We start from the raw sequence: 18646 nt of genomic DNA, 5'->3' as shown, positions 1-18646 counted from the left end.
GAGTTATCAACGAGCAAAGGGATGATCGTCTTTGAGAGTGCGCCGGATATCGCGATTTCCAGCCTTTAATTCAAACAAACGGGGACAGAATGCTACGCCGGGTGACCGGCGCGCGGCGGGGCCGTGCAGTAGTCGCCCACCCCCGACTCCAGCAGGTCGAACGCCCGCTCGGCCTGCCGGGTGGCGTCGGGCGCGATCTCGTCCCAGCTCTCCCCGGCGAGCTTCCGCCGGACCGCCTGGCCCGCCACGATGCGGGTGACCGCCAGGAGCTGGGCGGCGACGATCGCGGGCGTGAGGTCGTCGGGATCGGCGCCGGACTCCTCCGCCAGCGTCTCGGCCAGCAGCGCCTCCCGGCGATCGTGCATCACCTTCAGTCGCGCCTGCAGCGAAGGGCTCTCGCTCACCAGCCTGGCGAACAGGTCGCCGCCCTCGTTGAGCCCGTACCGCCAGTGCCGGGTGTCGAGCGCGTCGAGGAAGTCACGCCGTACGGCCGCCACCGCGCCCTCGCCCGGCCGGCGGTCCCGGACGACCTGGGCGGCCAGTCGCTCGGCGTTGTCCTGGCGGTCGAGGAACAGGTCCTCCTTGGTGCCGAAGTAGTTGAACACCGTGTTCACCGACACGTCCGCGGCGCGCGCCACCTCGGCCACGGTCACATGCTCGAACCCGCGGGCCATGAACAGCCCCATCGCCACATCGGCGATCCGCTGCCGGGTCTCCCGCTTCTTGCGCTCGCGCAGGCCCTCTTCCATGCCCCCAAGGATACAACTTTGCGGTCACTCTAAAATTTAAGCTACTCTAATTTTGGAGGCGATCACATGATCAAGGTTTCAGGTCTGAGCAAGACCTTCAAGGACGGCGTGCAAGCCGTCCGCGGCGTGGACATGACCGTGCGGGCCGGCGAGATCGTCGGCTTCCTCGGCCCCAACGGCGCCGGAAAGACCACCACGATGCGCATGCTGACCACCCTGCTGCGCCCCACCGCGGGCACCGCCACGCTGGCCGGGCACGACCTGCTGGCCGACCCGCGCGGCGTGCGCCGCCGCATCGGCTACGTCGCACAGTCCGGCGGCCTCAGCCCGGCCACCCCGGTCGGCACCGACCTGCTCCTGCAGGCCATGCTGTACGGCCTGAGCCGCCCCCAGGCCCACGAGCGGGTGGCCGAACTGCTGGGCCTGCTGGAGCTCGGCGGCCTGGAGACCAGGATGGGGGTGACCCTCTCCGGCGGCCAGCGACGGCGGTTCGACATCGCCTTCGCCCTCGTCCACCAACCGGTGCTGCTGTTCCTCGACGAGCCCACCACCGGCCTGGACCCGCAGAGCCGGGCCAACCTGTGGGACCACATCCGGGCGCTGCGCGCCGAACACGGCGTGAGCGTGTTCCTCACCACGCACTACCTCGACGAGGCCGACGCTCTCTGCGACCGGCTGCTGATCATCGACCACGGCCGCATCGTCGCCGAGGGCACCCCGGACGAGCTGAAGGCTGGCGGCACGCTCGACGACGCCTTCCTGTCCATCACCGGCCGCTCGCTGCGCGAAGGGAGCCCGGCATGAGGGAGACCTGGCTGGTGTTCCGCCATCACCTGGCGCTCACCCTGGCCCACAAGTACGGCATCGTGTTCACCGCCGTGCAGCCCATGCTGTTCCTGGTGCTGTTCGGGCCGCTGTTCGCGACCATCGGCAGTTGGGAGACCCTGGTGCCGGGCCTGATCATCCAGCTCGCGCTGATGAGCACCGGCCTGGCCGGGTTCGGCATCGTCTTCGAGAAGCGCTCGGGCGCGCTGGAGCGGCTCAGGGTCACCCCCGCGCCCCGGCTGTCGCTGCTGCTCGGCCGGGTGCTCGACAACGCCGTCACGCTGGTCGTCCAGACGTCGGTGCTGGTCGCCGTCGGCTACGCGTTCGGCCTGCGCGCCCCGCTGGGCGGCGTGCTCGCCGGGCTGCTGCTGGTCGTGGTCCTCGGCGTCAGCCTGGCCGCGCTGTCGTGCGCGATCGGGCTGACGATGAACCAGGAGTTGTTCGCGCCCGTCATGACCACCGCGGTCGTGCCGCTGATCCTGCTGTCGGGGGCCTTCCTGCCGATGTCGATGGCGCCGCCGTGGCTGGACGCGCTCTCCCACCTGAGCCCGTTCCGGTACGTCGTCGAGGCGCTGCGCGACCTGTTCGCCGGCCACTACCTCACCGGAACCGTGCTGGCGGGCACACTCGTGACGGCCGTGTTCGCCACGGTCTGCCTGGCCGTCGGCACCCGCGTCTTCAGCAGGGCCGGGGCCTAGTCCCGGGGCGGGCCGAACGGCTCGATCCGGGGGTCGGAGTAAGGCGGGCCGGCCCGGTGGCCCGCCTCGTCCGTCACACGCAGGCCGTACAGCCCCTGGTCGGGGTCGATGAGCACCAGGCCGTAGCCGGTGTCGACCTCGTCCTCCGACAGGCCGAGGCGCTCGATCGCGTCGGCGAGCGTCGCGCCCCGCGGCAGCCGTACGGTGATGAGGACCATGTCATCACGCTACGCTCTTCGCCCGCCTCTGCAACGCGGCGACGATCGCGGCGGTGGACACCACGCCGAAGCCGTAGTCGAAGTCGAAGCCCACGTCGCTGCGGTCCTCGGCGGTACGGCGCAGCAGCGAGCGGAGCTGCGACGGTGACAGGCGCGAGGCGGGCCACTGGGTGCGGATCGCCGCGACCAGTCCGGCGGCCACCGGGCAGGCGGCCGAGGTGCCCGAGTCGGGGGCGTCGTCGCCGAACGCCTTCGACCCGGAGAAGTGCGTGTAGGCGCACACGTCCGGCTTGCGGGTGGTCAGCCGTCCGGGCCCCTGCGAGGAGTAGCCGACCCGTTCGTTGTTGACGTCCACCCCGCCGATCGACAGCACCCGCGGGTGCGAGTTCGCGCCGCCGATGGGCCGGTCGGGGTAGGCGCACCTGCCGTCCTTGCACTCGCGCCCGCAGTTGCCCGCCGCGAACAGGATGTCCGCGCCCGCCCCGTCGAGGGCCGCGACGATCAGGTTGAACGGGTGGGCGGCGTTGTCGGAGTAGTTGCCGGGGTGGCCGGGCGGGAAGTCCCACGCGGGGGAGAAGGACCCCCACGAGTTGCTCACCACCAGCGACCTGGAGTCGGCGGGCTGGGCGTCCAGCACCGTGCGCAGGTGCGCGAAGGCCGCCACCGCGTCCGACAGCAAGCCGTCCAGCGCCGAGCCGCCCGGCCGGGGCGACAGCAGCACCGGGATGTCGATGAGGGAGGCCTGCGGCGCGCCGATGAGCGCGTCGAACGCGCACATCGTGCCGTGGTCCACCTCGAACTCGCCGGGTCTGCCGCTCACGCCGGAAGGGTTCCAGCTGCGCTCGGCGTCGAGGGTGACGCCGCGTCCGAGCGCTCTGGCCACGTGCGCGGCGTTGATGCCGGTGTCGAGCACGGCCAGCGCCACGCCCTGCCCGTCGAGCCCGGCGGCGTTCAGCGCGGCCACGTTCATCAGCCGTTCGACGTCGTGCCAGTCGCCCACGGGGGCGTCGCCGCCGCAGGTCAGGTTCGACTCGATGACTGGGTCGGCGAAGACGCCCACGACGTCGGGCCGCAGCGTCGGCAGCAGCGCGAGCCGGGTGGACAGCTCGTCGTCGGCGATCTCGCCGCGCACCAGCACCGAGGCGTCGTCGGCGGCCAGGGAGAAGGTCAGCGGCTGGTTGAGGGAGAGCGGATCCCCGCCGGTGGCGGGGAGTGGCCGGGGAACGGCCACCGGGGTGAAGGCGGTGTCGAGCGCGACGCCGGGCAGGCCGTCGGCGACGTCGGCCGTCGTCGCGCGCCGCCCGGGATCGGCCACCGCCGCGACCAGGTCGGGGGATGGACGTAGCTGGATCAGGACCCGCATGGGAGACCACCGAACTCTCTGGAGGGAACGAACCTCCCCACATTCCTCCATCCGCAGGACCGCGTCCAGCGACTCTTCAGGGTTGTGACCTGCTGGATTACCCCATTTCCCCGCGAACGGGACTTTGATTTTCGGCGCGGAGGAGATGTGCCGCCAGCGCGGTCAGCCACACCCACCCGATGACGAGCGTCAGCCGCTGCAGCAGCCCGCCGATCGGCATCAGGGCCGGGCTCTGACTGAAACCCCCCGAGGCCAGGACGAACCCGGCCAGGAACGCGGGCGCGGTCACGAACGAGTACACCGCCCACGCCGTACGGCCCGCGCGGGCGAACCGGTAGCCCACCACGCAGCAGGCGACCGGCAGCGCGAGGAAGACCGGCGCCGAGAAGGCGTCGTGCAGCATGCCGTCGTCGGTCGGGACGGGCAGCAGCATCGGGGTGCCGGCCGGGTAGCCGCTGACCGGGTCGGTCGGGAACACGCCCGCCCCGATGAGGCCGACGCCCATCATGCCGACCAGCACGGGCGCCCAGGGGCCCGCCTCGTAGCGCCGCCTCAACGCGGGGGCCAGGCCCGCGGCGAAGGCCACCAGCAGCAGGCCGGTGACGATGAAGTTCGCGGTCTGCGTCCACCACAGCTCGCCGAGTGCCAGCGCGCTCACCGGGTGCCGCATCGGGTCGTAGCCCGCGCGGGTGGCCCCCTCGACGAGGAAGGCCACGACGAACAGCGGAGGACCCACGACGCCGCAGGTGAGCAGCGCCCGTTCCACCCGTAAAGGCACGGTCATGCCGGAACCCTACCCGGCGATCACCGGCCGTGTCAGAGGCCGCACAGCTCCGACAGCGACTGGGCCGCCTGGTTGTTCCGCGTCGGCGTCTGGGACGGCGTGCTCGGGCGGGTCCTGGTCGGCTTCGGCGTGACGCCGGCGGAGGGGCTGCCGGGGGAGGCGCTCACGTTCGCGGCCAGGGCGGTACGGGAGGGTTTGAGCGAGTCGTTCAGCGCCTTGGCGGACGCGCGACGGATCTTGTTCCAGTCGGCCGAGCCGGGCCAGTAGTGCGGCGGCACGAACTGCAGGCTGGTGATCTTGGCGCCCTTCACCTTGAGGGCCAGCGTGGCCAGGTGCTCCAGGAGCGGCTGCGGGATGTTGGTCTGGGCCATCCGCCGGGCCGCGTGCGCGATCTTCGTGAAGTTGGCCAGGATCTTGTCCGGGGTGGCCTGCTGGGCGAAGGCGCCGATGACGCAGCGCTGGCGGGCCATCCGGGAGAAGTCGTCGCTGCCCACCCGCGAGCGGCCGTACCAGAGCGCCTCCTCGCCGGACAGGCGCTGGTAGCCGGCCTTGATGGTGCCCGCGGTGCCGTAGAGGCCGCCCCACTTGACGTCGCTGTCGACGCGGATCTTGAGGCCGCCGATGGCGTCGACGAGGTCGGCGAAGCCGTACATGTTGACCAGGGCGTAGTAGTCGATCTTGATGCCGAGGGTGTGGCCGATGCCGTCCATCAGCGCCTTGGCGCCCCGGTTGCGGCCGCCCATGATCTCGGGGTGGTCGTTGGCGAACTGCCAGACCTCGTTCAGCAGGCCGCCGCTGCCCAACTCGGCCATGAAGCCGTTGGGGTAGTGCTTGCCCAGCGGCGAGTTGGGCGAGAAGCGCACGTGCTGCAGGTTGCGCGGCAGGCTGAACAGCACGGTGTTGCCGGTCTTCACGTGCACGCTGGCCACGGTCATGCTGTCGGTGCGCACCCCGGTCCTGTTGCCCGCGGCGTCGCCGCCGACGAGCAGGAAGTTGACCCGCTCCTTGCCGTTCCACGGGTCCTCGTGCTTGACCGGCTCGGCCTTCGTGCCGTCGTCGGGCACGGACGGGAAGATGCCCTTGAAGGTGTCGCGGGTGGTCTGCGCGGTGTTGGCGGCCAGCGCGAACGGCGCGGTCACCGCCACGCAGAGTATGCCGACCGCGATGCCGGAGATGATCTGCCCCCGGCCGTTGAGACGGTCGGGGCCGAGGGTGATGTAGGAGACGAGGATGAGGGCGAACCAGCACAGCGCCCCGATCCCGGCCCCGATGCTGACCGACATCAGGACGCTGTCGCGGACCAGCGCGCCGAGGTTTTCTTCGGTGCGGGTGAGGGCGAAGACCAGCCCGGCGAGCAGCAGCAGCCCGAAGCCGCCCAGCAGCGCGAACCCGGTACGGCGGCGCCCGGCCCGCAGGTGGGCGGCCCCGGGCAGGATGGCCGACAGGGCCGTCCAGCCGATGATCGAGGCCGGGTTGAGGCGCTTGGCAAAGCGCGGTGCCTGACCAGAGGGCCGACGAGGGGTACGCCGTTTCCTGCCTCCGGCGGCACGATCTCCCCCAAGGCGCATCGTCACACCGCTCCTTCAAACGTCGTACCAGGCAAAACCGCGGCTTTGCCCCCCGTTGAGCATGAGATTGCCAGGATTCTAGCCCCCATATAGGGACATCACTGACAGATGCCGAAACCGGGATGAACGGTTCATGAAGCTACGACGTCGTCGATGCCGGTGCGAGCCAAGTGTTGCACTGGAACGCCTTGTTCTTCTCCCACCCCTGGCGGAACCACCGGTTGTTGTTCGCCGGACTGCCATGATCGCGAGGATATCCAGGGAAGTCGCCCACTCTGGCATAGAACGCGTACAGCGTTCCGCGCCCGCTGGAGGTGACCGGATAGCTGCTCGCCACCGCGCGCATGAACATGCCGCCGAAGCAGGTAGCCTGGAGCTCCAGCTTTCGGCTCAGTGCCAGCCGGCCGCTCTTGCTGCTGGAGCCCAAATGCTTCTGCCAGTGCGAGCCGAGGATGCCGGTGATGTTCTGGACGTGGTGACCGTACTCGTGGGCCATCATGCTGATGATCGCGCCGTGCCACGAGCTGATCTGCCCGTACCCGATCGAGTTGCCGTTGCCCCTGGCCATCGCCGAGGTGGAGGCGTAGATGGTGTTGTTGCGCGGGCAGTAGTACGGCACCATGTTCCCGGCCGACGGGTAGTCGCCGCAGGCGCCCCTGCCGCGCTTGGCGGCGATCGCGTAGCCGGGCGGGCTCCAGTCGATGCCCTGCCGGTTCAGGATCGGCCCCCACGCCTGGTCCATGCACTTGCCGGTCTTCAGGATCAGCGCCTTGAGCTGGCTGTGGCTGTAGATGTTGGCGTTGCCCGCGCGGCAGTTCGTCCTGGGCAGCGCGCCGGCCCGGTACATCGTGTTGTTCGTCAGTCCCGTGTTCAGGCTGACCTGGGCCGGCTGGTTGACCGTCTCCTGCTCCGGCGGCCTGCTCGGCTCCTGGGTGGGTTCCCTGGTGGGTTCCCTGGTGGGTTCCCTGGTGGGTTCCTGGGTGGGTTCCTGGGTGGGCTGGCGGGTCGGGCGCTCGGTGGGTCGGGTCGGCTGGTCGCTCTCCCGTCCGATCGGGCGGTCGCTCTCGCGCGGCGTGTGGGTGGGCAGCGCGACGGGCGAGGTGGTGTCGGTCAGTGGAGAGTTCTTGAAGATCGCGGCGGCGACCACGAGCAGCAGGAAGACAGCCGCGACCGAGCCGAAGACGGCGATCAGGATCCCCGCCGCGCCACCGGACCTCTTGCGCGGCTGCGGGCGCTGCCACGACCCGTAGGGGCCCGGCGGGGGAGGGGGCGGCGTCCAACCGGGCCCCTGCGGCGGCGGCCGGTGTCCCTGGGGCGGCCACTGACCGCCCTGCTGATACTGAGGCCCCTGCGGGCCGTACGGGCCCGGCGGCGGCGGAGGCTGCTGGTACGGCTGGCCCTGCGGCGGCGCGGGCGGGGGCGCGTAAGGCTGCTGACCCTGGGGCGGCGCGTAAGGCTGCTGACCCTGGGGTGACGGGGGAGCGTAGGGCTGGCCTTGGGGCGGCCCGTAAGGCGGGCCCTGGGGCGGAGCCTGCGGCGGTGGGGCCGGGCGGTACTGCCGGGTGGCGGGCTCCTGGTACGGCTGCGCCTGCGGCCGGGGCGGCGGCGGGTAACCCTGGTGGGGCCTGCCGGGTGGAGGCTGGCGGCGGGGATCCTGGGGCGGTGGGGGATACTGCCCGTTACCTGTCACCCTGTGTCCCCTTTGCCCCCATTGTCCGAAACCGGCATGACGGTTCGGACCTTTGCCAAATTTGGGGCAGAAGCATACTGATTTATCACCCGTCACGGATGTAGCGGTACTCGGTCACGGTCCGAAATCATTCGAGGTGATCTCCGCTATGTCCCGGACCGCGCGGCGGGCGTTGTCCTAGCTTCAAAGGCATGAACCTGCAGCAGCTCCGCTACGTGGTCGCGACTGCGGAGCACCGCACCATGACCGACGCGGCCAGGTCGCTCTACATCGCACAGCCTGCGCTTTCACGTGCGATCAGGGACCTGGAGCGCGAGCTCGGCATGACCCTCTTCGCCCGCTCCGGGCGCGGTGTCGTCGTCACCGCGCAGGGACGCAGGGTCGTCAAGCTGGCAAGGGAGGCCCTCGACGCCGTCGGCGAGATCGAGGCCCTGTCCCATCACGCCGGTACCTCGGAGGCGGAGCTGCGCATCGCCTCCACCCCCAACCTCGAACCCGGGCTGGCCGGGCGGCTGCTACCCGCCTACGCGGCCGAGCACCCGGGGGTGCGGGTGCACATCGTGCGCTGCGACGGCCGGGACGCCGTGGTCAGCGCGATCAGGGAACAGCGGGCCGACCTCGGCCTCACGGACCTGCCCGTGCCCACCGACCTGATCACCCACCCGCTGGAACGCCAGGAGATCGTGCTCATCTCCCCGCCCGGCCTCGACCTGCCCGATCCCGTTCCCATGCTCAGGCTCGACGGCCTGCGCCTGGCCCTGCCCGCGCGCGGCAGCGTACGCCGCAGGGAACTCGACGCGATGTTCGGCAAGTACGCCGTCAGCCCCGTCGTGGTGCTGGAGACCGACGAGCGCAACGGCTGGCTCCACGCCGTCCGCTCGGGCCAGGCCTCCCTGCTCTGGTACCGCGGCATGGCCGAGCAGGCCAGCCGGGCGGGCCTGGTGGTCCGCTCACTGGAACCCGCGGTACGCCGGGTGATCGCCGTCGTCCACGCCCGCCGTCGCCTGCCGCTGATCGCCCAGGACTTCCTGCTGACCGCCGAGAAGGGCTCGGCCGCCTAGCACCCCGGCTCGCGGATGGAGATGTACCGCCTGCCGCGATCTTTCCGTAGGCTCGGTGGTGATGAGCACTCTGCGCCTGCGCGGCAGGCAGTTCGGCCCCGGCGAGTTCGCGGTGATGGCCGTGGTCAACCGTACCCCCGACTCCTTCTACGACCAGGGCCGCACCTACGGCTTCGGCGCCGCCCTGGAGGCGGTGGACCGCGCGGTCGAGGGCGGCGCCGACATCGTGGACATCGGCGGCGTGAAGGCGGGGCCGGGCGAGGACGTGGACGCCCGCGAGGAGATCCGCCGGGTCGCCGACCTGGTCGAGGCGGTCCGGGAGCGGCACCCCGAGCTGGTGATCAGCGTCGACACCTGGCGGGCCGAGGTCGGCGAGGTGGTCGCCAGGGCGGGCGCCGACCTGCTCAACGACACCTGGGGCGGCGTGGACCCCGGTCTGGCCGAGGTGGCCGCCAGGCACGGCGTCGGCCTGGTGTGCGCGCACGCGGGCCGGGTCGAGCCGCGCACCCGGCCGCACCGGATCGCTTACGACGACGTGGTGGCCGACGTCGTCTCCTACACCGTGGCGCTGGCCGAGAAGGCGGTGGCCGCCGGGGTGCCGCGCGAGTCGATCCTGATCGATCCCGCGCACGACTTCGGCAAGAACACCTTCCACTCGCTGGAGGTCAGCCGCCGCCTGGACGAGATGGTCGCCACCGGCTGGCCGGTGCTGGTCGCCGTCTCCAACAAGGACTTCGTCGGCGAGACACTCGGCGGCCTGCCGGTGGCGGAGCGGCACGCGGGCACCATCGCCACGCTGGCCGTCTCGGCGCTGCAGGGCGCGCGCGTGTTCCGCGTCCACGACGCGGCCTCCGCGCGCACCGCGCTCGCCCAGATCCCCGGTCGGCGGCCGGACCGCCGTCAGGTCCCGCTGTAGATCACCGACAGGAAGCGGACCAGGATCGCCTCGCGGACCCGCGCAGGCAGCGCGTCGAGCACCGCGTTGACCACCGCCATCTCCGGCTGGTCCCGGCTGGTCAGGTCGATCCCGACCGAGGCGGCGAGTTCGGCGAACGTGGCGTCGTCGAGCGCGTCGAGGTCGAGTCCCGCGATCAGCTCCACCAGCCCGTCCGGAAGGACGGCGGGCCCCCGGGACCGCGCCGCAGCCGCCGACTCGGCGATCACCTCCAGCATCGCCTCCACCCCCCGCAGCGTGACCCCGGTGACGGTGACGTGCAGGTTGGCCGGAATGCCCGCGTAGGAGAGCTGCGGCTGGATGAACCACCCCCGGCGGCGGGCCTCGTCGGACAGCACGAACACGTCGACGTCGTCCCCGGCGAAGGCGACCAGAGACGACTCCTGGCCGCCCAGCACCCGCAGCCCGGGGATCGCCGCGACGCCCTCCCGCAACCTGGTCGCGGCCCGCAGGGTGGCCCGGCCCAGTTCCAGGTAGCCGTCCCGGCCGAGGGCCTGCAATGTCGCCCACGCGCCGGCCAGCGGCCCCGCCGACTTCGAGCTCTGCACGGTGGCGTTGATCACCGTGTATCCCGGCCACGCCCCCGACGCGAAGTACGCCCGGCGACGCGTCGCGGGATCGGCGAACAGCACCACCGAGGCGCCCTTGGGCGCGTAGCCGAACTTGTGCAGGTCGCAGGAGATCGAGGTCACCCCGGGCACGGACAGGTCGAACGCGGGCACGTCCGCGCCCGCCTCGCGCAGCCACGGCAGCAGCCACCCGCCCACGCACGCGTCCACGTGGCAGGCCACCCCCCGGTCCCGCGCGAGCGCGGCCACCTTCTCCACCGGATCGACGACCCCCTGGGGATAGGAGGGCGCCGAGACCACGACCAGCACGGTGTCCCCGTCGATCGCCGCCTCCACCGCCTCCGGCTCCACCCGGTAGGTCACCAGGTCGACGGGTACGGCCCGCACCTCGACACCGAGATAGTGCGCCGCCTTGTGGAAGGCGGGGTGCGCGGTCACCGGCACCACCATGTTCGGCCGTCCCGCCACCCGCGAGCCGTCCCGCGCGGCCTTCACCGCCAGCATGATCGACTCGGTGCCGCCGTTGGTGAAGATGCCGTGCCCGCCGCCCAGCAGGTCCGCGACCGCGCCGACGACCTGCCGCTCCATCTCCACGACGCTCGGGAAGGCGGTCGGGTCGAGGGTGTTGACCTCCAGCATCTCGAAGTAGGCGTGCGCGGCGGCCTCGTGCACCTCCGCCCGCCCGGTGTCGTAGACGTAGGCGGTCACCTGGCCGCCGCGCACGGGCAGGTCGTGCGCGCGCAGCCGGGCGATCTCGGCGAGCAGGTCGTCGGTGGCGCGGCCGGTGTCGGGGAGGTTCAACCGGTCTCCTTCGGGGTCGGGGCGAGCCTGCCGTACCGCAGGATCGGTGGCAGGCTGAGCAGCATGAGGGCGGCGGGCAGCGCGGTGAAGCCGAGCAGCAGGCCGGTCAGCGCGGACGGTCCCTGGACCGCCGGCGCGTCGAAGGGCGCCGAGACGAACCCGGTCAGCGCCAGCACCAGCGCGAACAGTCCGGGCCCGACGGCCAGGCCCGCGGTCTCGCCCGCGGTCCACAGACCGGTGAACGCGCCCGCCTGGGCGTGCCCGGTGCGGGCGGCGTCGGCGTGCACGGTGTCGGGCAGCATCGACAGCGGCAGCAGTTGCAGCGCGGCGTAGCACACGCCCGCGAGCGCGGTCAGCGCGAGCGTGGGGACCAGCGCGCCCGCGCCGATCGCCGGGATCATCGCCAGCGCCGCCACGCCGAAGCCGAGCGTCGCCGCCAGGTAGCAGCGCACCATCCCGTAGGCGCGCGCCAGCCGCGCCCACCCGGGTACGGCCAGCATGCTCGGCCCGACCAGGCAGACGAACATCACCGACGTCAGCCCGTAGTCGCCGAGCCGGTAGGCCGCGACGTACGGCGCCCCGGCCAGCATCACCGCCACGCCCAGGGCCTGCGCCACGAACGCCGACAGCAGCGCGAAGAACGGCCGGTTACCCCGGGCCGTGCGGAAGGCCGCGACCGGCCCGAGCGGGCGCGGCCCCGGCCGGGAGACCACCCAGCGGGTCGACAGCGTCGCGCTCACCAGCGCCGCCGCCATCACCGCGCCGATGGCGACGCCCATGACCGCGTACCCGGCCCGCCCGCCGCCCGCCAGGTCCACCACCGCGGGGGCCAGCCCGCCCGCGACCAGGATTCCGACGGTCAGGCACACCACCCGCCACGACGTGATCCTGGTCCGCTCGGCCTGGCTCGCCGACATCTCCGCGGGCAGCGCCACGTACGGCACCTGGAAGCAGGCGAACGCCGAGGCGGCCAGCAGGAAGGCCGCCCCCGCCCACACCGCCCCCGGCACGTCGCCGGGCACCGCGAACATCGCCGCGAAGCCGAGCGGCAGGGTGAGCGACCCGAGCAGCAGTAATCGCCCGCGCCTCCCGGTCCGCACCGCCTCGCGGTCGCTGACGGCGCCGACCAGCGGGTTGAGCAGCACGTCCCAGATCTTCGGCGCGACCAGCACCGCCCCGGCCAGCGCGGCCGAGACGCCCAGCATGTCGGTGAGGTAGTAGAGCAGCAGCAGCCCCGGCACCGCGGAGAACACGCCGGTGCCGACCGAGCCGATCCCGTAACCGAGCAGCCGGTCCCGGCCCAGCCGCCCGGCCGTCGTGGTCACGGCGCCTCGCCCGGCAGGCCCAGCGCGCGGTGCAGCGACCGATGCAGGTGCGCGCGGAAGCGGCGCACCGCCGTACGGTCGCCCGCGCCCCTGCGCCGGCCCTCCTCGTCCAGGACGCCGCCCCTGGCGAAGCCGTGCACGCACCAGATGACGCTCCACACCGCGTACTCCACGTCGACGTCCGCGGCGATCACCCCCACCGCCGCGGCGGGCCGCAGCGAGCCTGTGACGGCGGACACGAGCGGCTTGACGTACTCCCGCTCCAGTTCGGTGACGTCGGCGGCGTCGGAGAGCCAGCGGTGCATCCACAGCGCGGGGATCTCCGGATTGTCCACGCAGAAGTCGAGGTAGCGGTCGACCAGCCGGTGGATGGCGGCCACCGGGTCGCCGCCGGCCAGTTCGGCGGTCGCCTGCTCCAGCGCCTCGCGCTCGGCGGCGGCGGAGCGTTCCATCACCGCGAGGTACAGCTCGCGCTTGCCGCCCACGTGGTAGTTGACGGTGGCGATGTTCAGCCCCGCCGCGTCGGCGATCTGACGGGTCGACGTGCCGTCGTACCCGAGGGCGGCGAACAGGGTGGTGGCCACCTTGAGGATCGTGTCGGCCTGGGTCATGCGGAGACGGTAGGTCAGGCACCCGCACTTGGTCAATCGCTTGATGGAGGGATTCGCGCAGATCGCCTGGCATGAAGCGGAATGCAAGATCGCCACGGGACGCGCGACCGTCTGACGCTAGGCGGGCGTGCTTTCGATCTGCTTTCGCGAGCGTGACGCGTCAGAGGGCGCGCGGCGGCAACCGGACGACCGCCCGCAGGCCCGGCCCCGCGTCCTCCAGGCATACGGTGCCGCCGTGCGCCCGGACCGTCTCGCGGACGATCGCCAGGCCGAGGCCCGCGCCGCCCTCGTCGCGGCTGCGGCCGTCGTCCAGGCGGGTGAACCGGTTGAACACCCGCTCCCGGTCCTGCTCGGGGATGCCGGGGCCGTCGTCGGTGACCGTGAGCACGCCGTCGGCGGTCAGCGACACCTCGACCTTGGCGGCGGCGTGCCGTACCGCGTTGTCCATCAGGTTCGTCAGGACGCGGCTCAGGTCGATCGCGTCGCCGTGCACCACCACCGGGTCGCAGGCGGTCAGGCGGGCCTCGGCGTACCGGTCGGCGACCTGGCGGGTCACCTCGTCCAGGTTGACCGGCTCGCTCCTGGCCGGGATGCCGCCGCGTTCGTCGAGCCTGGCCAGCGCGAGCAGGTCCTCGGCCAGGCGGGACAGGCGCATCGCGTCCTCCAGCACCCCCTCGGCCGTCTCGCGCCAGTCCTGGCCCTCCGGGTGGCCGATCGCCACCTCCAGTTGCAGCCGCATGCTGGCCAGGGGGCTGCGCAGCTCGTGGGCGGCGTCGGAGACCAGCGCGCGCTGGCGGCTCTCCGCCTCCTCCAGCCGGGCCAGCATGTCGTTCAGTGTCGTGGCCAGGGAGTACACCTCGTCGCGCGCCTCGGGCACCGGCAGCCGCCGTGACCTGGCCGTGTGCGTGATGTCGGCGGCGCCCTTGCGCAGCGAGGCGATCGGCCGCAGCGTCCTGCCGATGATCAGCCAGCTCGCCCCGGCCAGCAGCACGATCAGCACCGGCGTCCCCGCGAACAGCACCCGGCCCGCGATGGACAGACTCTCCTGGATCTCCCCGACCGGCCTGGCGGCCAGCACCGTCTGCCCCCGGTCGGCCCTGACCACCACCACGCGCAACGGCCCCGGGATGCCGTACGGCCGGCCGTCCAGGTACAGGGCGCGGTCCTCGGCTATCGCCCGATCCCGGTCGCGGTCGTCCAGCAGCGGGACCAGGCGGTCGGTGCCGTAGGTGCTGTGCGTGATCCGGCCGGTGCCGTCGAGGACCTGCACCAGCGTGCCGTCCACGGTGCCGATCGGGTTGGCCAGGTCGCCCGCGTCCGCCTGCGCCCGCACGTCCTGCGCGCGCAGCCTGGTCGAGTCGTCGACCGTGCCGATCAGCGACCGGCCGAGCACGGTCATCAGCACCGACGCCGACACCGCCAGGGCGAGGGCCAGCGCCGCCGAGGCGACCGCGGTGAGCCGGAAGCGCAGGCTCTTGCGCCGCCAGCGGACCCTCGGGGAGTCAGCCACCGTCGCCGGCCAGCCGGTAGCCCGCGCCGCGCACGGTCTGCAGCGCGTTCCTGCCGAACGGCGCGTCGACCTTGCGGCGCAGGTAGCCGACGTACACCTCGACCACGTTCGGGTCGGTGTCGAAGGTGTCCCACACGTGCTCCAGGATCTCCGCCTTCGACACCACCTCGTCATGCCTGCGCATGAGGTACTCCAGCAGCGCGAACTCCCGCGGCGTCAGCTCCACCTGGCGGTCGCCGCGCGCCACCTTGCGCCGCGCCGGATCCAGCGTCAGGTCGCCCGCGCTCAGCACCGCGGGCCGCCGCCCGGCGTCGCGCCGCAGCAGCGCCCGCAGCCTGGCCACCAGCACCACGTAGGAAAACGGCTTGGTGAGGTAGTCGTCGGCGCCCAGATCGAGCCCGTCGGCCATGTCGTACTCGCCGTCCTTGGCCGACAGCATCAGGATCGGCACCCAGTTCTCCTCGGCGCGCAGCTGCTTGCACACGTTGTAGCCGGACAGCCGCGGCAGCATGATGTCCAGCACCACCACGTCGTAGCCGCCCTGCCTGGCCTGGTGCAGCCCGTCCTCGCCGTCGTGGGCGAGGTCCACCGCGAAGCCCTCGGCCTGCAGGCCGCGCTGCAGCGCCGCGGCCATCCGCCGCTCGTCCTCGACCACCAGTACCCTCATGACTCCCCATTCTCGCGGTGCCCGCCTGAGAGGCGGCTGAGAAGACTGAGAGCCGTCTCAGCCGGTCTCAGGCTCAGCTAAGGATGCATGACGCAGGCTGCGGTCATCGACATACGGTGAAGGAGTGACATGCAGCAGCGAACGAAGACAGGCCGGCTCGTGAGATGGGGAGTCCCGGTCGCCGCGGTCGCGGTGATCGCCGGCGCCATCAGCGCAGGCCCGGTGATCGCCGCCGTCAGCGGGGAGCCCGTGCTGCCCGAACGCACGGCGGGGCAGTTGCTCGCGGACGCCGCGGCGGCGGTGCAGAAGGACGGCATGAAACCGATGTCGGGCACGGTCCTGGAGACCGCCTCGCTCGGCCTGCCGGCCCTCCCGACGGGCGTCGACGCCAGCTCGCCGATCAGCCTCCTGTCCGGCTCCCGCGAGGCCAAGGTCTGGTACGGCGACGGCGACCACTTCAGGCTGGCCCTGCCGGGCAAGATGAGTGAGACCAACGTCATCGTGAACGGCGACCAGACCTGGCTGTGGGACAGCGGGACCAACACCGCCACCAAGATCAAGGCGCCGGCCGGCGTCGGCCAGCGGGAGGAGCCGCCCTCGCACACCCCCGCCGCCGTGACCCCGCAGCAGGCGGCCGAGAAGGTGCTCGCCGCGGCCGGCGAGCACACCGACGTCAGCGTCACCAACAACACCAAGGTCGCGGGCCGGCCGGTCTACCAGCTCGTCCTCGCCCCCAAGGCCGAGGCGTCGCTGGTCCAGCAGGTCCGCGTCGCGCTCGACGGCGAGACCTACGTCCCGCTCCAGGTCGAGGTGTACGCCAAGGGCTCAGCCGAACCCGCCTTCAAGGTCGGCTTCACCCAGGTGACCTTCACCCCGCCTGCCAAGGAGAACTTCACCTTCACCCCGCCCGCCGGGGCCACCGTGAAGGAGCAGACCATCGGCGCCGGGGACCTGGCCGGCAAGCCCGAGCACACCGGGCCGGACAAGGAGCTGGAGGCACAGGTCAAGACCGTCGGCACCGGCTGGACCACGGTCGCGGTCGCGCCCTTCTCCGCCGACGCCCTGACGGCCGCGCCCAAGCAGGGGGAGCAGGAGGGGCCCGACCTGAGCGGATTCGCCGACACCGTGCTCAAGTCCGCCACCCCGGTGAGCGGGCCGTGGGGCAGCGGCAAGGTCATCAAGACCAAGCTCGTCAGCGTCCTGCTGACCGACGACGGCCGCGTCCTGGCCGGCGCGGTCACCCCGGAGGAACTGACCAAGGCGGCAGGCATCAGGTGACCACCGTCACGCTGGAAGCGGGGGCGCCCATCGGGGCGTCCCCGCCCGCCGACTGCTCGATCGTCACCCGCGGCCTGACCAAGCAGTTCAAAGGCGGGCAGGTCGCCGTCGACGCTCTCGATCTGGCCGTGCCGCGAGGCTCGGTCTACGGGTTCCTCGGCCCGAACGGGTCGGGCAAGACCACCACCATCCGCATGCTCCTCGGCCTGGTCACGCCGACCTCGGGCGAGTGCGAGGTGCTCGGCGAGCCGATGCCGCGCGGCGTGGCCACCGCGCTGCCGAGGGTCGGCGCCCTGGTCGAGGGCCCCGCCTTCTACCCGTACCTGTCGGGCGAGGCGAACCTGCTGCGCTTCGACGCGGCCGACCCGACCGCCTCGGGCCGTACGGCCAAGGCCCGCGTCACCCGCGCCCTGGAGCGGGTCGGGCTGAGCGCGGCGGCGAGTAAGCGGTACCGCGCCTACTCGCTCGGCATGCGCCAGCGGCTGGCCATCGCCGCCGCCCTGCTCGGCCCGCGCGAGCTGCTCATCCTCGACGAGCCCACCAACGGCCTGGACCCGCAGGGCACCCGTGAGGTGCGCGCGCTGGTCAAGGAGATCGCCGCCGACGGCACCACGGTCTTCGTCTCCTCGCACCTGCTGGCCGAGGTCGAGCAGATGTGCACGCACGCGGCCATCATGCGCACCGGCAGGCTCGTCGCCCAGGGGACCATCGCCTCGCTCAACGGGGGACTGGCCACCCGGATCAGGATCGAGACGCCGGACATCGCCGACGCCGCGCGGGTGTTGCGCGGGCTCGGCCTGACCGAGGTCAGGACGGGCGCCGACGTGAGCGCCGACCTGGGCGGTCACGCGCCCGAACGCGTCAACGCCGAACTGGTGGCGCAGGGCGTCGCGGTTCGCGGCCTGGCCGTGGTGCGGCCGAGCCTGGAGGAGGTCTTCGTGGGACTGACGGGAGAGGGCTTCGATGTCGACGGCTGACACCAGGCGCACACCGGGACTGGTCCCCGTCTCCGAGACCCGCGAGTCCACCGAGCGGACCCCGCCCCTCACCGCCACCGGCCCCGTCGCGGCCACCGGATCCGCGGCCGAGGCGTCCGGCGGGGTGGGGCGGGGGTGGGCGTTCGGGCGGATGGCGCGGTCCGAGCTGGGGCTCACGTTCCGCCGGCCGCGGAACCTCGCGATGCTCGCCGTCCTCGCCATGGTCCCGGTGCTGATCGGCGTCGTGGTGCGGCTGATCGGGGCCGAGGACGCCGACGGTGGGCCGGGCGGGGCCGGCGGGCTGGTCGCGCAGACCGCGGGCAACGGGCTGATGCTCACCTTCGCCGCGCTGTTCGTGCTGGTCCCGCTGCTGCTGCCGGTCGCCGTCTCGGTCGTGGCCGGGGACTCGATCGCCGGCGAGGCGAGCGCGGGCACGCTGCGCTACCTGCTGGCGGCGCCCGCGGGCCGCACCAGGCTGCTGGTGGTGAAGTACGCGAACGCGGTGGTCTTCTGCCTGGCCGCCACCGGCGTGGTGGCGCTCGCCGCGCTGGTCACGGGCCTGGTGCTGTTCCCGACGGGACCGGTCACGCTGCTGTCGGGCACCACCGTCTCCTTCGCCGAGGGCCTGCTCCGCTCGCTGATCGTCGTCGGCTACGTCACGGCGGGCATGGCCGCGCTGGCCGCGGTCGCGCTGGCCCTGTCAACGTTCACCGAGGTGCCGATCGGCGCCATCGCCTCCACGGTGGTGCTGGTCATCGTCACCCAGGTGCTCTCCGCGATCCCGCAGCTCGAGGTGATCAAGCCGTACCTGCTCCCGACGTACTGGACCGGGTTCGACGGTGTGTTGCGCGACCCGGTCGCCGTCGGCGATCTGACCCAGGGGCTGCTGGCCTTCGGCGCCTATGTCCTGCTCTTCGGTTCCATCGCCTGGGCCCGTTTCACCGGCCGGGACATCACCGCCTGAGCTGCCCCGGCAGGCAGGTGCGGACGCCTGCCG

19 protein-coding genes are annotated in these 18646 nt (G+C 72.3%); 8 read left to right on the top strand and 11 right to left on the bottom strand.

Annotated elements, in window-relative coordinates:
• Positions 1 to 92 precede the first annotated feature (92 nt).
• Positions 93 to 749, bottom strand: coding sequence for a TetR/AcrR family transcriptional regulator (locus ABZ911_RS07860; RefSeq protein ID WP_358053087.1), 657 nt, complete (start codon positions 747 to 749; stop codon positions 93 to 95).
• Positions 750 to 815: 66 nt separating this feature from the next.
• Between ABZ911_RS07860 and ABZ911_RS07855 the strand changes: the two genes are divergently transcribed.
• Positions 816 to 1553, top strand: coding sequence for an ATP-binding cassette domain-containing protein (locus ABZ911_RS07855; RefSeq protein WP_358053085.1), 738 nt, complete (start codon positions 816 to 818; stop codon positions 1551 to 1553).
• Positions 1550 to 2272 carry an ABC transporter permease gene (locus ABZ911_RS07850; RefSeq protein WP_358053083.1) on the top strand — a complete coding sequence of 241 codons (723 nt, stop codon included), beginning with the start codon at positions 1550 to 1552 and terminating at the stop codon, positions 2270 to 2272. Before ABZ911_RS07855 ends, ABZ911_RS07850 begins: the two co-directional genes overlap by 4 nt.
• Here the strand turns inward: ABZ911_RS07850 and ABZ911_RS07845 are convergent.
• The 5 genes from ABZ911_RS07845 to ABZ911_RS07825 form a co-directional block, all read right to left on the bottom strand.
• A complete protein-coding gene (locus ABZ911_RS07845) occupies positions 2269 to 2490 on the bottom strand; it encodes a hypothetical protein (RefSeq protein WP_358053081.1) in 222 nt (73 codons plus the stop codon). The genes ABZ911_RS07850 and ABZ911_RS07845 overlap by 4 nt on opposite strands.
• A 4-nt stretch (positions 2491 to 2494) precedes the next feature.
• A complete protein-coding gene (locus ABZ911_RS07840; RefSeq protein WP_358053079.1) occupies positions 2495 to 3853 on the bottom strand; it encodes a S8 family serine peptidase in 1359 nt (452 codons plus the stop codon).
• 97 nt (positions 3854 to 3950) lie between these two features.
• Positions 3951 to 4637, bottom strand: a complete 687-nt coding sequence (locus ABZ911_RS07835) for a DUF998 domain-containing protein (protein WP_358053077.1) — start codon at positions 4635 to 4637, stop codon at positions 3951 to 3953.
• A gap of 32 nt (positions 4638 to 4669) precedes the next feature.
• Positions 4670 to 6205 carry an LCP family protein gene (locus ABZ911_RS07830; RefSeq protein ID WP_358053273.1) on the bottom strand — a complete coding sequence of 512 codons (1536 nt, stop codon included), beginning with the start codon at positions 6203 to 6205 and terminating at the stop codon, positions 4670 to 4672.
• Positions 6206 to 6344: 139 nt separating this feature from the next.
• Positions 6345 to 7052: a neutral zinc metallopeptidase gene (locus ABZ911_RS07825; RefSeq protein WP_358053075.1), complete on the bottom strand. Its 708-nt coding sequence runs from the start codon at positions 7050 to 7052 to the stop codon at positions 6345 to 6347.
• On the opposite strand from ABZ911_RS07825, the gene ABZ911_RS07820 reads away from it, so the two are divergent.
• From ABZ911_RS07820 to folP, 3 genes are all read left to right on the top strand, one after another.
• A complete protein-coding gene (locus ABZ911_RS07820; protein WP_358053073.1) occupies positions 6997 to 7455 on the top strand; it encodes a glycine zipper domain-containing protein in 459 nt (152 codons plus the stop codon). The genes ABZ911_RS07825 and ABZ911_RS07820 overlap by 56 nt on opposite strands.
• Before the next feature lie 631 nt (positions 7456 to 8086).
• The gene (locus tag ABZ911_RS07815; protein ID WP_358053071.1) at positions 8087 to 8956 is read left to right on the top strand and encodes a LysR family transcriptional regulator; all 870 of its coding nucleotides are present in this window, start codon (positions 8087 to 8089) and stop codon (positions 8954 to 8956) included.
• Positions 8957 to 9017: 61 nt separating this feature from the next.
• Positions 9018 to 9872: a dihydropteroate synthase gene (folP, locus tag ABZ911_RS07810; protein WP_358053069.1), complete on the top strand. Its 855-nt coding sequence runs from the start codon at positions 9018 to 9020 to the stop codon at positions 9870 to 9872.
• Here the strand turns inward: folP and ABZ911_RS07805 are convergent.
• The 5 genes from ABZ911_RS07805 to ABZ911_RS07785 form a co-directional block, all read right to left on the bottom strand.
• On the bottom strand, positions 9857 to 11281 hold the full coding sequence (locus tag ABZ911_RS07805) for an aspartate aminotransferase family protein (RefSeq protein WP_358053067.1): 1425 nt from the start codon (positions 11279 to 11281) through the stop codon (positions 9857 to 9859). The two genes, folP and ABZ911_RS07805, sit on opposite strands and share 16 nt — an antisense overlap.
• A complete protein-coding gene (locus tag ABZ911_RS07800) occupies positions 11278 to 12606 on the bottom strand; it encodes an MFS transporter (RefSeq protein WP_358053065.1) in 1329 nt (442 codons plus the stop codon). Before ABZ911_RS07800 ends, ABZ911_RS07805 begins: the two co-directional genes overlap by 4 nt.
• On the bottom strand, positions 12603 to 13217 hold the full coding sequence (locus ABZ911_RS07795; protein ID WP_358053064.1) for a TetR/AcrR family transcriptional regulator: 615 nt from the start codon (positions 13215 to 13217) through the stop codon (positions 12603 to 12605). The genes ABZ911_RS07800 and ABZ911_RS07795 overlap by 4 nt, the downstream gene beginning before the upstream one ends.
• 160 nt (positions 13218 to 13377) lie before the next feature.
• Positions 13378 to 14727 (bottom strand): ATP-binding protein, encoded by a 1350-nt coding sequence (locus tag ABZ911_RS07790; RefSeq protein ID WP_358053062.1) that lies wholly within the window; start codon positions 14725 to 14727, stop codon positions 13378 to 13380.
• Positions 14720 to 15394, bottom strand: a complete 675-nt coding sequence (locus ABZ911_RS07785; protein ID WP_358053060.1) for a response regulator transcription factor — start codon at positions 15392 to 15394, stop codon at positions 14720 to 14722. The genes ABZ911_RS07790 and ABZ911_RS07785 overlap by 8 nt, the downstream gene beginning before the upstream one ends.
• 129 nt (positions 15395 to 15523) lie before the next feature.
• On the opposite strand from ABZ911_RS07785, the gene ABZ911_RS07780 reads away from it, so the two are divergent.
• From ABZ911_RS07780 to ABZ911_RS07770, 3 genes are read left to right on the top strand one after another with little or no spacing between them, the layout of a single operon-like run.
• Positions 15524 to 16672: a DUF2092 domain-containing protein gene (locus tag ABZ911_RS07780; protein WP_358053058.1), complete on the top strand. Its 1149-nt coding sequence runs from the start codon at positions 15524 to 15526 to the stop codon at positions 16670 to 16672.
• Entirely contained in the window at positions 16669 to 17649 is a 981-nt protein-coding gene (locus tag ABZ911_RS07775) for an ABC transporter ATP-binding protein (RefSeq protein WP_358053056.1), read from the top strand. Before ABZ911_RS07780 ends, ABZ911_RS07775 begins: the two co-directional genes overlap by 4 nt.
• The gene (locus ABZ911_RS07770; RefSeq protein WP_358053054.1) at positions 17636 to 18613 is read left to right on the top strand and encodes an ABC transporter permease; all 978 of its coding nucleotides are present in this window, start codon (positions 17636 to 17638) and stop codon (positions 18611 to 18613) included. Before ABZ911_RS07775 ends, ABZ911_RS07770 begins: the two co-directional genes overlap by 14 nt.
• Positions 18614 to 18646: the final 33 nt, after the last annotated feature.

Origin of the sequence: Nonomuraea sp. NPDC046570 (genome assembly GCF_040645915.1) — a bacterium.
Lineage (GTDB): Bacteria > Actinomycetota > Actinomycetes > Streptosporangiales > Streptosporangiaceae > Nonomuraea.
Note: the sequence above shows the minus strand (reverse complement) of the source record. Positions and strands in the feature narration are given on the sequence as shown.

Coding starts and splice junctions, on each gene's coding strand:
- ABZ911_RS07860 (WP_358053087.1), bottom strand. CDS start 749: ATGGAAGAGGGCCTGCGCGAGCGCAAGAAGCGGGAGACCCGGCAGCGG.
- ABZ911_RS07855 (WP_358053085.1), top strand. CDS start 816: ATGATCAAGGTTTCAGGTCTGAGCAAGACCTTCAAGGACGGCGTGCAA.
- ABZ911_RS07850 (WP_358053083.1), top strand. CDS start 1,550: ATGAGGGAGACCTGGCTGGTGTTCCGCCATCACCTGGCGCTCACCCTG.
- ABZ911_RS07845 (WP_358053081.1), bottom strand. CDS start 2,490: ATGGTCCTCATCACCGTACGGCTGCCGCGGGGCGCGACGCTCGCCGAC.
- ABZ911_RS07840 (WP_358053079.1), bottom strand. CDS start 3,853: ATGCGGGTCCTGATCCAGCTACGTCCATCCCCCGACCTGGTCGCGGCG.
- ABZ911_RS07835 (WP_358053077.1), bottom strand. CDS start 4,637: ATGACCGTGCCTTTACGGGTGGAACGGGCGCTGCTCACCTGCGGCGTC.
- ABZ911_RS07830 (WP_358053273.1), bottom strand. CDS start 6,205: ATGCGCCTTGGGGGAGATCGTGCCGCCGGAGGCAGGAAACGGCGTACC.
- ABZ911_RS07820 (WP_358053073.1), top strand. CDS start 6,997: ATGTTGGCGTTGCCCGCGCGGCAGTTCGTCCTGGGCAGCGCGCCGGCC.
- ABZ911_RS07825 (WP_358053075.1), bottom strand. CDS start 7,052: ATGTACCGGGCCGGCGCGCTGCCCAGGACGAACTGCCGCGCGGGCAAC.
- ABZ911_RS07815 (WP_358053071.1), top strand. CDS start 8,087: ATGAACCTGCAGCAGCTCCGCTACGTGGTCGCGACTGCGGAGCACCGC.
- folP (WP_358053069.1), top strand. CDS start 9,018: ATGAGCACTCTGCGCCTGCGCGGCAGGCAGTTCGGCCCCGGCGAGTTC.
- ABZ911_RS07795 (WP_358053064.1), bottom strand. CDS start 13,217: ATGACCCAGGCCGACACGATCCTCAAGGTGGCCACCACCCTGTTCGCC.
- ABZ911_RS07785 (WP_358053060.1), bottom strand. CDS start 15,394: ATGAGGGTACTGGTGGTCGAGGACGAGCGGCGGATGGCCGCGGCGCTG.
- ABZ911_RS07780 (WP_358053058.1), top strand. CDS start 15,524: ATGCAGCAGCGAACGAAGACAGGCCGGCTCGTGAGATGGGGAGTCCCG.
- ABZ911_RS07770 (WP_358053054.1), top strand. CDS start 17,636: ATGTCGACGGCTGACACCAGGCGCACACCGGGACTGGTCCCCGTCTCC.